Origin of the sequence: Pseudoalteromonas sp., assembly GCF_041613455.1 — a bacterium.
Lineage (GTDB): Bacteria > Pseudomonadota > Gammaproteobacteria > Enterobacterales > Alteromonadaceae > Pseudoalteromonas.
On the sequence record NZ_JBFJHD010000011.1, the window covers coordinates 26942 to 41168 of the forward strand.

The window sequence follows — 14227 nt, forward strand, 5'->3', positions numbered from 1 at the left end:
GAATAAATGAGCTTTTTTCAAGGTCGTACTAAAACTGACTGTGCCATAAGCTGTACCAACTGTAGTATCAGTCAGTTGTGTTTACCCTTTTCACTTAATGGTCAAGAAATGGATACACTTGACGAAATTATTGAGCGTAAAAAGCCGCTGCACAAAGGCGACTATTTATTTGAACTGGGCACCCCCTTAAACGCTATTTATGCTGTACGCTCTGGCTCGTTTAAATCCTATACTTTATCTGAGCAAGGTGAAGAGCAAGTAACTGGGTTTCATTTAGCCGGTGATTTGGTGGGCTTTGATGCTATCAACACCCAAACTCATCAAAGCTTTTCTCAAGCATTAGAAACCTCCATGGTGTGCGAAATCCCATTTGATACCCTTGACGAACTCGCCGGTAAATTGCCCAAACTGCGCAAACAAATAATGCGTTTAATGAGCAGCGAAATTTCCTATGATCAGGAAATGCTCTTATTGCTGAATAAAAAGTCAGCCGAGCAGCGCCTTGCAAGCTTTATTTATAACCTCTCTGAACGCTTTGCTGAGCGTGGTTTTTCCCGTAAAGAATTTCGCTTTACCATGACCCGCGGCGAAATAGGTAATTACTTAGGCCTCACTGTAGAAACCATAAGTCGGTTATTAAGCCGCTTTCAAAAAGCAGAGTTAATTAAAGTAGAAGGTAAGCTGATTACTATTTTAAATAACGAAGCGCTGGCTAAAGCCGCGGCCATTGTTAAACCGCGTTGATCACTGCAATTTAATAAAACCTGTTACATCAACTAAGTTGAATTAAATAATTTGATTTAGAACAACAATTTTTGTGCTATTTCTTTCACTGTTTTGTATTTAGGTTACACTCAAAGTGGACCTGTTATAAAAATGGAGTATCACATGAATACTATTAAACGCATTCTGGCGGTTATTGATCCCACAAAAGATGATCAACACGGTTTAGCGCGCTCTATTGATTTAGCTAAAAAGTCAGGCGCCACTATTACCGCCTTTATGACGGTGTACGATTTTTCTTATGAAATGACCACTATGCTGTCGAGCGACGAGCGCGAGGCTATGCGTAAAGCAGTGCTTAACGATCGCCAGCTCTGGCTAAAAGATTTAGTCTCTCCCTATAAAAACATCACAATAGAGACACAAGTTATTTGGCATAACCGCCCTTACGAAGCAATCATTAATACCGTTATAGAACAACAGTTCGATTTAGTGATAAAAGGCACTCACCCGCACGGCACCCTCAAATCGGTAATTTTTACCCCCACTGATTGGCACTTAGTGCGTAAATGTCCAAGCCCAGTCCTGTTTGTAAAACAAATGAGCTGGCCAGAACAAGGGAATATTTTAGCCGCGGTTAATGCCGTGAGCGAGAACGAGCAGCATTTAGCACTCAACAAACGCATTATCAAAGACGCACAATTTATCGCCGAGCTGGCAAACGCGCAGCTAAACTTAGTGAACGCCTACCCAGCCACACCGGTTAATATTGCTATAGAAATCCCTGAGTTTAACCCTGGGCTCTATAACGAATCTGTAAAAAAACACCATATAGAATCCACCCATGCATTAGGCCATGAGTTTAACTTAACTGAGCAGCAATGTTTCATTGAAGAAGGTCTGCCAGAAGATGTGATCCCCGATGTGGCTAAGCGCTTAAACAGCGAGTTAGTGGTTATTGGCACCGTAGGACGCACTGGGTTAAGCGCTGCGCTAGTAGGCAATACGGCAGAGCACGTGATTGACAGCCTAGATTGTGATGTACTGGCACTCAAACCCGATGGCTATAAAAGCCCACTGGCTAAAGAGTAACAAAGCAATCGACCACAGCCGTTAAAATATTAAACCGCTGGGGGTTAAATCGGCTTTTTATTACACCCTAAACTCGCATCTTCAGGTAGTTCGGGTATAATACGCCCCTTTATTTTTAGCAAATAACTTTGCTGTATTGTTTTATTAGGGGGCGTAATTGTCACACTCAGATCAAGCTAAAGCTCAATTTAACGCAAATAAGCTACAAAAGCGTTTACGCCGCCAAACGGGTCAAGCAGTCATGGACTTTAACATGATTGAAGAAGGCGATCGTATTATGGTGTGCCTCTCGGGCGGTAAAGATAGCTATACCATGCTCGATATGTTGCAACATTTAAAACGCGTTGCCCCAATTAAGTTTGACCTGTTTGTGGTTAATCTCGATCAAAAGCAACCTGGTTTTCCAGACCATGTTTTACCTGAATACTTAGATAATCTAGGTGTTGAATATAAAATTGTTGAAGAAGACACCTACAGCATAGTTACCGATATTATACCTGAGGGTAAAACAACCTGTTCCCTGTGTTCACGCTTACGTCGTGGTATTTTGTACCGCACCGCTAAAGAGCTAGGCGCGACTAAAATTGCCTTAGGCCATCACCGCGACGACATGATAGAAACCTTGTTTTTAAACATGTTTTACGGCGGCAAATTAAAAAGTATGCCGGCAAAATTAATGAGCGATAATGGTGAACACATGGTGATTCGCCCATTAGCTTATTGTAAAGAAGCCGATATCAGTCAATACGCGTTTTCACAAGGCTACCCTATTATTCCGTGTAATTTATGCGGCTCACAAGAAAACCTACAGCGTAAACATACTAAAGCGATGCTGGCTACCTGGGATAAAGAGCACCCTGGACGTATCGAAAGTATTTTTACTGCGTTACAAAATGTGGTGCCATCACACTTAGCTGATAATCAGTTATTTGATTTTGCTAACCTGCAAACCGGTGAAGTGATTGATGGAGGCGATATTGCCCTTGATAAACCCGACATTCCAAAAGTGCCACTAAATGCGCAGCAAGACGAAGACGCCAGCGCAGACGTCGTTACTATTAACTTAAGCTAGTCACGCACAGCACCATAAAGGGTTTGTCAGCTTGCAAACCCTTTCCCAGTAACAATTAATCACTCCTTAGCAGCCCTTCACCCGCTTGCAGCTAATCACATATTCTTTTATCCAGCTGCGCTATAGTGAACATTCTTATTTAACTATGCACTCGTCACTCACAGACATTATTCTTGGCTATATACATAACATTCTATTTTTAAGAATGAATAATGCGAATCTTACAAATGTACAATAGTTAAAAGTGAACCTATTATTTAAATGTCAAAACAAAGTGACACTCTGTTATCAACCAATGAATAGGAAAAAGTTATGTTAAATATTAATAAAGCATTAAAAACGCTAGCTGTGGGCCTAAGTTTAGTTGCAGCAACGTGCACTTCAGCTTTTGCTGGTGAGCCATCAAAAAGCATGTTAACGCCAGACAACCACTCGTTAATTTTAATTGACCATCAACCACAAATGGCATTTGCTACACGCTCGCACACCGTTGAAAGCGTACGTAACAATGTAACGGGTTTAGCTAAAGCTGCTAAGGCATTTAACGTACCTACTATTTTAACAACCGTTGCGGCAAAGTCTTTCAGTGGGCCAATTTTTCCAGAAGTACAAGCGGTATTCCCTAATCAAACACCGATCGATCGTACAACAATGAACACGTGGGAAGATAAACGCGTAACTGACAAAGTAAAATCGTTTAAGAAAAATAAAATTGTTATCTCTGCATTATGGACCGAAGTATGTGGTGTAGGCCCTGTACTCTCTGCAATTGATGAAGGCTATGAAGTGTTTTTTGTAACCGATGCATCGGGCGGTGTAAGTAAAGAAGCGCACGACATGGCAGTATTACGTATGGTTCAAGCAGGTGCAAAACCAATCACGTGGCTACAATATATGCTAGAACTCCAACGTGACTGGGCACGCACAGGTACCTATGCTGACGTAACCAATATCGCTAAAGACCATGCAGGTGGTTACGGTTTAGGCCTTATTTACGCAACTGAGATGTTTAATGCAAAAGAAGGTCACTAGTTTTATCAATTATTAAAGGCCACTTATGTGGCCTTTTGTTTGGAGAGCAGCATGAAAATCATTCCATTATTAGCATTAGTTCTCTCATCTTCTCTTTATGCCAGTGAGGAAGTGAGTACCACGGCACAAGCACAAAGCCTAGCAAGAGCAAAGCAATTGTCCCAACAATGTATGGGCTGCCATGGCGAATTTGGTATTGCACCCATTACTAGCAACCCAAACCTAGCCGGACAAAATGCTGAGTACCTTGAATACGCATTAAAAGCGTATCGTGGCGGCGAACGTAAAGGCGGAATGGCTTTTATTATGCGCGCCAATGCCAGTGCTCTATCAGATCAAGATATTAAAGATTTAGCACTGTTTTATTCATCCCAAGCTGGGCGTAATGCCGGCTCACAGCAATAATTTAACGTAAGGAATACGATATGAAACTAATTAAAAGTTTACTTTCAGTCGCTCTTGGTTCAACTATCGCTTTTAATACACTTGCCGCCGACATGATTGTTTACAATAGTAAAATTGATACATATGACGGTAAAAAATTCAGTGCTTTTTCGGTTACTGATGGCCGCTTTGAAAAATTAACTAATGATAAAGATGCTTTGTTAAAAGATAAAACCGCCGACACGCTGGTTATTGACGCGCAAGGTCGTCGTATTATCCCAGGTCTTAACGACTCACATTTACATGTGGTACGTGGTGGCCGATTTTATAACTTAGAAACCCGCTGGGAAGGGATAGACTCTTTGGCCACTGGCCTGGAAATGATAAAGCAAAATGCAAAAGTAACGCCTAAAGGCCAATGGGTACGTGTTATTGGCGGCTGGAGCCCGTACCAATTTAAAGAAAAGCGTTTGCCAACCTCAGCTGAATTAACCGCAGCAGCACCCAATACCCCTGTATTTGTCTTGCACTTATACTCTGGTGGCGTACTAAATCAAAAAGCCATGGAGGTATTAGGCATCACTAAAGATAGCGTTGCACCGAAAGGCAGTTACTATGAAAAAGACGCCAACGGTGAGCTCACTGGGCGCTTAGTCGCTGATCCTAATCCAATGATTTTATATAAAACGATTGCTGCATTACCGCAGTTATCAGCCGCCGAGCAACTAAACTCCAGTAAACACTTTTACAATAAGTTATTAAGCTTAGGCGTTACCAGCGTGATTGATGCCGGCGGCGGTGGTCACACTTTCCCTGAAAATTACCAAGCGTCTACCGCGTTAGCGGTTACCGGTGAGCTACCTATTCGCGTATCTAACTATTTATTTCCGCAAACGCCAAACAAAGAAATTCAAAGCTTTACGCAATGGATGAGCAATTATAACGCGGATCAAGATCTACACGCGCACATGGATAATGGCTATGTTATTGAAGGCGGTGGTGAGCTACTGGCTTGGAGTGCCTCTGATTATGAAAACTTCACATCTGGGCGCCCTGAGCTTGCAGCCGATGCAGAAGCTGAATTAGAAGATGTAGTACGTTTACACCTATTGCAAAGGTTGGCCGTTTAGAATTCATGCTACCTACGATCAATCAATTGATCGCATGTTAACCGTATTTGAAAAAATTAATAAAACACAGCCCTTGAATAAAGTGCGCTGGATTATTGATCATGCCGAAACGGTGTCAGATAAAAATCTCGCGCGGATCAAAAAATTAGGCGGTGCTATTGCAGTGCAAGGCCGTATGGCGTTTGCAGGGGAAGACTTTGCCAAACGGTATGGTAAACAACAAACTAAACGTACCCCTCCGATTAAAAAAATGCTCGCTATGGGCATACCAGTAGGTTTTGGCACTGATGGTACCCGCGTTGCTAGCTTTAATCCATGGGCGACGTATTATTGGGCGGTATCGGGTAAAACAGTTGGCGGTTATACCCTGTACGATAAAACCAATACTCTAGACAGGCTAACCGCATTACAGGTTTTCACTCAAGGCAGTGCGTATTTTTCAGGTGAGGAAGTGCTAAAAGGGCAAATTGCAGCGGGTATGTACGCAGACTTTGCTATGCTAAACCACGATATTTTAACGGTCGCAGAAAACAAACTCCTTAAAACCGAAGCAGAGTTAACCGTTGTCGGCGGTAAAGTGCAGTATGCTGCAAAGCAGAGTTTTCCTAAACTGCATAAACCACTGGAAAAAGCATTACCTGCATGGTCGCCGGTTAATCAATAAATAGACCAAGCTAGCTAAATACAGGAACACTGTACTAGATTTAATAACCTACAAAGCAACAAGGGTTTGCAGCAGCAAACCCTTTTTAATGGCGAACGAAAAAGCACTGCTAGCACACAGTTTTTAGCAATTATTGCTGCAAACGTGCATGCAGCCCCGATGCCCGCGACACGCTTTTATTCATTGCCAGTAACAATACTTTTTTATCTGCCACCAGCTCAAAGGTGTGTTTAGCGCGGGTGATCCCGGTATACACTAATTGTCGATTTACTCCCACATTTGCCTGTTTTAATGGCGGTAACACCATGGCGGTGTAATTAAACTCCGAGCCTTGGGATTTATGTATCGTCATCACATATACTTTATCGTGTGCGGGCAATCGCGCTGGCGAAAAGGCCCGCTGCTTGCCCTGCTCATCGATAAATATCGCCTTAAGTTGGCCACTGTCATCGGGCATTAAAATCCCAATATCACCATTAAACAGTTTAAGCTGGTAATCGTTTTGACTCACCATAATCGGCATACCCACATAATGGCGTTGGTTTGGACTAACGCTTATCAGCCCTTGGCGCTGTAACGCGCGCTCTATGCGCTGGTTTAAACTATTCACCCCGTAATCGCCTTCGCGCACCGCGGCCAATAGCTGATAACTGGCAAACGCTTTGTGTACCTCGGCTACACTGGATTTTTGCTGAATTAAGGTTAAATACGCAGTGTATTTAGCAGCCGCACTATTAACCAGCTTTTCAATGGGGGTCGCTACCAAGTCATAATCTAACACTAGGTCGTTAAAGCGCCCTTCGCGACTTTCTTGCTCCACGTAATGTAACAAGCCAGTGTTATTGGTATTTACCGCCAACGCCAATTGGCCAATGCCACTTGCGGTATCAAAGCGGTAACTGTGCTGTAAAAAAGCAATGCAATCGGCTAATTTAAACGCACTACCTTGCTGAGCGGATAATTTTTCCTCACCATTAAAACACAGGTTATTTAATTGTTCACAACGCGCGGCAGAGTAGTTAGGCGTCTGCCCTAGCACTAAACCTTGACATAAATCGCTCATCACACTGCCGGTATCTACCGATGCCAGCTGATCTTTATCACCGAGTAAAATTAATCGTGCGTGCTGGGGTAAGGCTTCTATTAACTTTGCCATTAATGATAAGTCGACCATCGAGGCTTCATCAATAATTAACACGTCTAGGTGCAGCAAGTTTGCGGCATTATGGCGAAACTTATTGGTAAATGGCTTTACCCCTAATAAGCGGTGGATGGTTTGCGCGCTACCGGGGATCAAGGCTTTAATAGCTTCGGGAGTATCATGCAGTTTTGCTTTCGCCCCCAAAATAGACTCGCTTAAACGCGCCGCGGCTTTACCTGTGGGTGCCACCAGCTTAATGTTCAGTGGTGCGGTTTTATATAACGATTGTAAGATGGCCAGCAGCTTGGTAACTGTGGTCGTTTTACCGGTGCCCGGACCGCCCGTGATCACACTAAAGCCTTTGGTGGCCGCCATCGCACACGCCACTTTTTGCCAATCAATGTGCTGCGCGCTATTAGTAGGAAAATAACCATCAAGTAGTTCAGCCAGTAACTCACTGTCTATATTCAATTTACGTTCGCTCATCGCTAATAAACGCATTGCCAGTGTCTGTTCATATTCGGCTAAGCGCGCAAAGTACAGCCGTTGCTTAAATAATTGCAGCGGTTGCCCTGCGCCTACACAATGTTGCGTGTGTAAATAATGGGCCGCGTGCTCGGCGCTAAAGTCATCGGCAAACGGGGTTATGCAATCGGGCACTTGACCCTGTGCTTTGTTTACATCACTGTGGCGTAACTTAAACGGGTTTGCCCAATCAACCTCGTGTAACGTTAAGCAGCTATGCTGACTTTGCTGAGCCGAACACAAAAGTAAAATAATATAAAATAATGCATTTGGCGCTGGCTCAGGGTGATTCGCACATAATAGCTCTGCCAGCTTTACATCTACCACGCGTATGCGTTTTTCATTCACTAAATATTCAAGCAGCGGTATGTGCGTTATCGTGTGAGCTTCTTGTGCTGTTACCTCATTACCGGCCTCATCGTCCAAGCCTGCAAATAAATTGCCTTGCTGATTCAAGTCACTCATACCATCGCTCCTTGGCTAAACAAACCATCTAAAATCATCACTTGTTGCGCCGTCAACTTATTGAAAAACACCCCTTGCCCTGCTGGCATGCCGCGCAAAAAGGTGTAATACACGCCACCTAAATGCGTTTCAATGCTGTAATCTGCCAGCCGTTGTTTTAATAAGCGGTGCAGTGCCACAGTATAAATTAAATATTGTAAGTGGTATTGATGGCTGCTCATTGCCTGCTCTAATGACTCTGGCTGATAATCAGCGCCATGATTGCCTAAATAATTAGATTTATAATCTAAAATATAATATTTACCTTGGTAGCAAAATATTAAATCGATAAAGCCTTTTAATAGCCCTTTTACCTGTGAAAAATCCAAGTGACTTTGCGTAAAGCCAAAGTGTTTGACCAAGGTTTCATTCAGCTGAGGTGCGCTTAGGCTGGCAGGGGGTAAATTAAACTCCATTTCCACTAAACAGTCTTGCGGGGTAAGCTTACTTAAAGTGAGCTCATTACCATCAAGCGAGCATGCCAATACGTCGAGCACCCATTGCTCAGTCACCTGTTGCCACTGCTCGCTGATGTGGTACTTTTCAAGGCAACGTTGCACCACTTGTGCTAAATTTTGCTCCGCGTTAGTTGGGTGCGTGATTGGGCTGGTAAAATCTATTTGCTCAAAAATTTCGTGTAAGCAACTTCCCGGCTTTGCCCCTTTAGGAAAACTGTACGGCGATGGCAACTCGTCTTGTTGTACGGCAAATTCATCTTTATCGTGATCTTCGTCACTGCGCCCAGGCGCTAATTGCTCGCTGTGTTTTTTAAAGCTTAACGCACTAAAGCTGGTTGCCCGCCAGTCGCGCTCAATTTGCGCGGTGACTTTATTAATTGTTAAATCTTGCTCTGCGCTTTCGTGACTGGTTAAGTTAAGCACACCTTGGTCTTGCAACTGCGCTGCGGTAAAGCTTTCGTAGCGCATCGCTGTATGCTGCAAACAAAACTCCGCTAGGTGCGCTCGCCACGTTTGACTACTGGTGATCTCCAGCCCTGCAAATAACACGTGCCCTAAAGCGCTGCTTTGTATTGCTAACCGCCGGCTTTGCCCTTGCCCCATGTTATACATTCCCAAAGCGCAATAATGCACTGCTCGCGTAAGTGCCACATATAATAAGCGTAAATCTTCGGCTAAGCGCTCTTGCTCTGCTTGTTGCAGTGCATCTTCACTGTTTGTTAAATCGTAAATAAGTTCACCGTTGTGATGGTACAGCGCTTCTTTGGTTTCGCGATAGCCACTGGCAAACGGCATAAATACCAACGGGTATTCCAGCCCCTTAGACGCATGCATAGTTACTATTTTCACTAAGTTAGCATCACTTTCTAAGCGTACTTGCACGGTTTCGCCATCTTGTTGGCTCACCTTTTGTGCAAACCAACGTAATAATCGCAGTGTGCCCTCAAGCTCTATTTGTTTTTGCTGTAATATTTCACCTAAGTGTCTAAAATCGGTCAACCAACGCTCGACGTTATAGCCTAACCCCTGCCATTTTGCACTCAGTTGATTGTGGCTCATTAAGCGCTCTAACATCGCCATAGCGCCTTGCTTGTGCCATATATGGCTAAGCTGGGCAAAAAAGTTCAGGTATTCTTGCCATTGTGCTTCATCATCGGCTAAAGCATATATTTCGTTATGGGTTAAACAAAATAACGGCCCGGCCAAAACGCCGCGCAAATACGCTTCATTATATTGCCCATGCAACGCGGTTAAAAAATTAAGCAGGTGATGGCTTAACTCTTGGCTAAACACGCTGTCGCGCGATAAATACACACTGGCAATATTGGCTGCACTGAGTGCTTTTTTCATCAATTGCGCTTCTATTCGGTCGCGTACCAAAATACAAATATCAGCAGCGGTGACGGGAGTACTGCCAATACACGCGCGGCCGTTGTCGGCTTTTTCTAATAACTGCACCACTTTATTAGCAAAATGAGTGGCTAACTGTGCTTGCCCCACGCCTTTACTGGTAGGCTTATTTTCTTCATCGGCTGGTTCATCAACAAATACACTAAACTCTAACGCTGTGGCAGGTTGTCCATCAATTAAAAAGGCAGCATCGGCTTTTTTGCCTTTTGCCGCCACCGCATTAAAGGGAATCGCTTCGTTATAAATAAAGCTATTGTCGTGTTTGGCAAATAGACTATTGACGCAATTAACCACATCGCTACTGGAGCGAAAGTTAGTGCCTAAGGTAAACTGCTGCTGTTTTTGCACCGCCTCTTTGGCGCCAATATAAGTAAAAATATCCGCGCCGCGAAAGCCATAAATAGCTTGTTTAGGGTCGCCAATCATGGCTAATGTGGTATTGGTTTGGCGGTAAATTTTACTAAAAATACCGTACTGAACAGGATCGGTATCTTGAAATTCATCTATCATCGCGACCGGAAATAACTGCGCTATTTTTTGCGCCAGCACGTCACCTTGCTCGCTGTTAAGCGCGCTGTGCAAATTGCGTAGTAAGTCGTCGGGGGTGATCACACTTTGCTCTTGCTTACGCTTTACTATGGCCTGTTTTACCCAACGCGCGGCGTGTTGCACTAGGGCAATTTTAAGGCCGCGATTAAGCGTGTTATTGAGTGCTGCTAGTTGATCAAATTCACTAATTAATGGGTGACTAAATAATGGCTGATTTTTTTTATAATTACTGACATCAGTTAAGCTGTCACTGCTCCATACTTCAAACGAGTATTTATTGGTGCCAAATTCAAAAAATGCATCGCTGCCGTAACAAAACGCTTCAAGCGCGGCAAGACTCCCCTTACGCCCAGGGGTTTTAGCGCCACTCAACCCCGAGGCTTGCACTGCTGCTATAAACTCTTGCTCTATACAGGCTTGTTTAAATTTAGGCACCCGCATTAAATAGTCATCGCGCGCTTGCCAGACGTCGGCTAAATTTATTTGCGGCGTTATCTGCGCATTGGCTTTATTTAATATACTTGCCACATGGCTAAAAAGTGCTTCGGGGGCAGCAAATACCTCTAAAACCGCCGCCGTTTTTTGTTTATCTAGTGGGTATACAAATGTACGCCAAAAGTCTTTAATGGTGTCGAGTAATATGTCGCGCTCATCTAAAATAAACTCTAGATTAAACGCAACACCCGATTCAAACGCGTGCTGTTTTAGCATCCTCTGACAAAAGCCATGAATAGTAAATATGGCCGCTTCGTCCATTGATTTAGCCGCTGCATCGAGTAAGTCAAAGGCGCGATGTTTATCTTTAACTGCCGCTATCACGCTTGCAATTAACTCATCGTTTGGCTGTTGCCCAAGCAGTGCATCGCGTGCGGCTATGATTCGGCTTCGCACTCGATCTTTTATTTCTTGCGTGGCGGCATCGGTAAAGGTCACCACCAGTATTTGCTCCACACTCAGCGGCGTATTCGCTGCTGCAGTTGGCTCTTCGGGTAGCTGCATGCCTAATAAATAACGTAAATATAAACCGGTGATGGTGTAGGTTTTACCGGTACCGGCGCTGGCTTCAATTAAGCTTTGCCCAGTGAGTGACATAATGAGTGGATCAAGCGCTTGCATAACTGCTCTCCTTTGCGTGTGCCAATAGCGGCGCGAGCAATGTCTCGCTCCAGCTTATAAATTCGTCTTGGCAATCAAGTAGCGACTCGGTTGTTAAACGAATGTAAGGGTCTTCCCCCTCGCCGCGCCCTATGTATTGCGGGCTAAACTTACTGATTGCTTTTGCCATATCGCCACCAGTTTTAATGTATTCGTAGCCACTAACCGGAAAAAACGCCACGGGCTGTTTGCGTAGTGCTCGGTATAACGCAAACCAATCGGCGAGGAGTAAATCGGCATCGGCTTTACTCATCGCTGCAAAGCTAACTTGTTTATCCAGCCCCAATATCAGGGTGTCTATTTGTTGCCCACAACTTTGTGCGGCTAAATGATAAATAAAGCCTTTAATTAAGTCTTTCGCTTTAATACTGGCACTGCGGTAAAACACTTGTTTGTGTAAATATAAATGATTTAACCAACCCTCTATTTTAGTGTTTTCAATGACCAAGGCCACCTCGAATGGCTCGCTTTTTCCGCCTTTAATATGCTCTTTTACTTGCCCTGCTAGCGCATCAACGCGGTGCTGCATCGTCTCGTAAATTAAGCTGCCGACATTGGCTTGCGGCAGCTCGCCGCGTTGCAGCAGTTGTTCACTACTTATGGCGTGCTGATTAATGTTAGCTTCAAGTATTTCATCAAGGTAAAAATAGCGTCGTAGCGCATCTAGGCTAAAGGGTTCTTCATCTTTGGCCACTTCGTTAAATTGTGGCAAACGTAACCCGAGTGTTTGCTGATAAAAACTCTCTTGTGCGTGGCATACGCTGCGTATCAACACATCAAGTTCTAATTGTGTAGGTGCCGCCACGTCTAGTTCAGTGGTTGGTAACGGCGCTATCGCTGTGCGCGGCAACCAAATTGGGTTGTAACTGTGATCGCTTACTTGCCCTTGGTTTTGTGCATCGGCCAAATAATAACGCTGATTAAACGGCTGTAAATGCTGTTGATGTATCAAACAGTGTGGCAGTTTTTTGCTGGTATCACCTTCAAGGGTAAAGCTGCGGCCAATATACTCAAGTAACTCACTAACTAACGTTGATGGCATACGCGGCTGGTTGTCAAAGCAGGAGCGACCTATGTAACTGATGTACAAATTGTCGCGGGCACTGAGTAGCGCTTCTAAAAACAGGTAACGGTCATCTAATTTACGTGACCGGTCACCTTTTTGTTTTTTAGAGTGCGGCACTAAATCAAAACCAATCGGTTGCACGGTTCTTGGGTAGTCGGCATCGTTTAGCCCTAACATACACACCACTTTAAAAGGCACCGCGCGCATCGGCATTAGGGTACAAAAGTTAACTTGCCCCACCAAAAAGCGTTGCCCTACACCTTTTTCTTGAATCCCCTGTTTAATTAAATAGCTCACTATGCGCTGCGACACCGGTTGGCGGTAATCGCCATTTTCATGGTGTTTTTGTAGGTCTTCAAGTACATTTTGCAGTACCAGTAAATCCCAGCTGTCGTCGCTTTCGCTGCTGTAAATGGCATTGAGTAACTCGCCTAAAATATGCGCTTTATTCACCAGCGTATCATCGGGAGTCAATTGCGCTTTAAAGTGCTGTAGTACATCAATAAAATGCACCAGCTTATTGAGTGTATCCAGCGCCATGCCCTCGACTTCATCCGCGCTATAAATGCCGTTAAACGGGCACTGTTCGTCGCGCTGTGCGATACCGAGTAATAAGCGGTTTAAGCCATGTTGCCAGGTATTTAATTCGATAGCTGGCAAGTCAAAATGCTGTTTATGTTCAGCGTTTAACCCCCATTTAACCCCAACGCGCTCTAGCCAATACTGTATTTGCTCGTACTCGTGAGGCTCTAGAGCAAACTTTTCGGCAATTTGGCTAACTTGTAACAAATCGAGAATATCAGACACACCAAAACGCGAAAACGGCAAATTGGCTAAACTGGCGAATGAGCTGAGCACGGGCTTTTCTTGCTCTATGGCTAAATCGGCCAGTGCATAAGGAATATAACGACTGCCTTGCGCGCCGCCAAACACCGCCTCAATATAAGGGCTGTAGCTGCCTACATCGGGCATCATCACAATAATATCTTTGGGGGTAAGCGCCGGGTTTTGATTAAATAAATTAAGTAAATAGTCGTGCAAGCGTTCGACTTCTCTCAGCGGTGTGTGGCAATCGCTTAAGGTAATACTGCTGTCGGTTGCGCTCACCGGCAGTTTGCCTTCGTCGTTGATAAACCACGCTTTGTTATCGGTTAGTGATTCACCTTTAAAGGCCAATTGATAAATTTCGCTTTGTACTTGGCCTAATAGCGTATTGTCAAATTCATCTATAAAGCCATCAATCCAACGGGCATCCAGCTGCACCAATTGCTCAAAATAATCGCGACCAAGCTTGCCCCACGACGATAACAACGGGTTACCAA

Annotated in this window: 10 protein-coding genes; 7 read left to right on the plus strand and 3 right to left on the minus strand. The window is 44.2% G+C overall.

Translation table 11 applies throughout. The features are described 5' to 3' along the window. Positions 1-6: 6 nt before the first annotated feature. The 7 genes from ABYB02_RS02425 to ABYB02_RS02455 all read left to right on the plus strand — a co-directional run bounded on the left by ABYB02_RS02425 (position 7) and on the right by ABYB02_RS02455 (position 6097). A complete protein-coding gene (locus ABYB02_RS02425) occupies positions 7-744 on the plus strand; it encodes an FNR family transcription factor (protein WP_372760715.1) in 738 nt (245 codons plus the stop codon). 144 nt (positions 745-888) lie between these two features. Then, complete coding sequence (uspE, locus tag ABYB02_RS02430) at positions 889-1815, plus strand: universal stress protein UspE (RefSeq protein ID WP_372760717.1); 927 nt, start codon at positions 889-891, stop codon at positions 1813-1815. A gap of 157 nt (positions 1816-1972) precedes the next feature. Next, entirely contained in the window at positions 1973-2887 is a 915-nt protein-coding gene (gene ttcA, locus ABYB02_RS02435) for a tRNA 2-thiocytidine(32) synthetase TtcA (RefSeq protein WP_372760719.1), read from the plus strand. 312 nt (positions 2888-3199) lie between these two features. Beyond that, positions 3200-3919 carry a hydrolase gene (locus tag ABYB02_RS02440; protein ID WP_372760721.1) on the plus strand — a complete coding sequence of 240 codons (720 nt, stop codon included), beginning with the start codon at positions 3200-3202 and terminating at the stop codon, positions 3917-3919. A gap of 51 nt (positions 3920-3970) precedes the next feature. After that, on the plus strand, positions 3971-4324 hold the full coding sequence (locus tag ABYB02_RS02445; protein WP_372760723.1) for a cytochrome c: 354 nt from the start codon (positions 3971-3973) through the stop codon (positions 4322-4324). Between the two features lie 20 nt (positions 4325-4344). Further along, positions 4345-5433, plus strand: a complete 1089-nt coding sequence (locus tag ABYB02_RS02450) for an amidohydrolase family protein (RefSeq protein ID WP_372760725.1) — start codon at positions 4345-4347, stop codon at positions 5431-5433. Positions 5434-5467: 34 nt separating this feature from the next. Continuing rightward, positions 5468-6097, plus strand: coding sequence for an amidohydrolase family protein (locus ABYB02_RS02455; protein ID WP_372760727.1), 630 nt, complete (start codon positions 5468-5470; stop codon positions 6095-6097). Between the two features lie 130 nt (positions 6098-6227). On the opposite strand, the gene recD is transcribed toward ABYB02_RS02455, so the two are convergent. The 3 genes from recD to recC all read right to left on the minus strand — a co-directional run. Next, the gene (recD, locus tag ABYB02_RS02460; protein WP_372760729.1) at positions 6228-8228 is read right to left on the minus strand and encodes an exodeoxyribonuclease V subunit alpha; all 2001 of its coding nucleotides are present in this window, start codon (positions 8226-8228) and stop codon (positions 6228-6230) included. Beyond that, positions 8225-11800: an exodeoxyribonuclease V subunit beta gene (recB, locus tag ABYB02_RS02465; protein WP_372760731.1), complete on the minus strand. Its 3576-nt coding sequence runs from the start codon at positions 11798-11800 to the stop codon at positions 8225-8227. Before recB ends, recD begins: the two co-directional genes overlap by 4 nt. After that, the coding region (gene recC / locus ABYB02_RS02470) for an exodeoxyribonuclease V subunit gamma (RefSeq protein WP_372760733.1) at positions 11787-14227 on the minus strand (2441 nt) is incomplete at its 5' end. The genes recB and recC, both read right to left, overlap by 14 nt.

What these genes read in the sequence shown, in the direction of transcription:
- ABYB02_RS02425 (WP_372760715.1), top strand. Translation starts at nt 7, where the DNA reads ATGAGCTTTTTTCAAGGTCGTACTAAAACTGACTGTGCCATAAGCTGT.
- uspE (WP_372760717.1), top strand. Translation starts at nt 889, where the DNA reads ATGAATACTATTAAACGCATTCTGGCGGTTATTGATCCCACAAAAGAT.
- ABYB02_RS02440 (WP_372760721.1), top strand. Translation starts at nt 3,200, where the DNA reads ATGTTAAATATTAATAAAGCATTAAAAACGCTAGCTGTGGGCCTAAGT.
- ABYB02_RS02445 (WP_372760723.1), top strand. Translation starts at nt 3,971, where the DNA reads ATGAAAATCATTCCATTATTAGCATTAGTTCTCTCATCTTCTCTTTAT.
- ABYB02_RS02450 (WP_372760725.1), top strand. Translation starts at nt 4,345, where the DNA reads ATGAAACTAATTAAAAGTTTACTTTCAGTCGCTCTTGGTTCAACTATC.
- ABYB02_RS02455 (WP_372760727.1), top strand. Translation starts at nt 5,468, where the DNA reads ATGTTAACCGTATTTGAAAAAATTAATAAAACACAGCCCTTGAATAAA.
- recD (WP_372760729.1), bottom strand. Translation starts at nt 8,228, where the DNA reads ATGAGTGACTTGAATCAGCAAGGCAATTTATTTGCAGGCTTGGACGAT.
- recB (WP_372760731.1), bottom strand. Translation starts at nt 11,800, where the DNA reads ATGCAAGCGCTTGATCCACTCATTATGTCACTCACTGGGCAAAGCTTA.